The sequence below is a fragment of the Clostridioides sp. ES-S-0048-02 genome (assembly GCF_020658495.1).
Lineage (GTDB): Bacteria > Bacillota > Clostridia > Peptostreptococcales > Peptostreptococcaceae > Clostridioides.
Window position 1 is genome coordinate 1 of record NZ_JACVWH010000066.1, and the last position, 473, is coordinate 473.

General features: G+C 35.5%; 1 protein-coding gene. It reads right to left on the minus strand.

The features are described 5' to 3' along the window. Positions 1-473, minus strand: a 473-nt coding sequence (locus IC173_RS20405) for an EF-Tu/IF-2/RF-3 family GTPase (protein ID WP_255613468.1), incomplete at both ends; no start/stop codon positions are given.

The following is a 473-nucleotide window of genomic DNA, read 5'->3' on the forward strand; positions in this document are numbered from 1 at the left end:
TTTGCTAGTACTTGTCCTCTTTCTATTTCGTTTCTTTGTACTCCTCTTAATAATGCTCCTATATTATCCCCTGCTTGTGCTTGGTCTAATAATTTTCTGAACATTTCTACTCCTGTTACTACTACTTTTCTTGGTGCTTCTGTTAATCCTACTAATTCTACTTCGTCTTGTACTTTTAATACTCCTCTTTCCACTCTTCCTGTTGCAACTGTTCCTCTTCCTGTGATTGAGAATACGTCTTCTACTGGCATTAAGAATGGTTTGTCAGTATCTCTTTCTGGTGCTGGTATATATTCATCTATTTGCTCGAATAATTCTACTATTTTATTTCCCCAGTCGCTCTTTGGATCTTCTAATGCCATTAATGCTGATCCTCTTATTATTGGAGTATCATCTCCTGGGAAATCATATTCTGTTAATAAATCTCTTACTTCCATTTCTACTAGTTCTAATAACTCTTCGTCATCTACCAT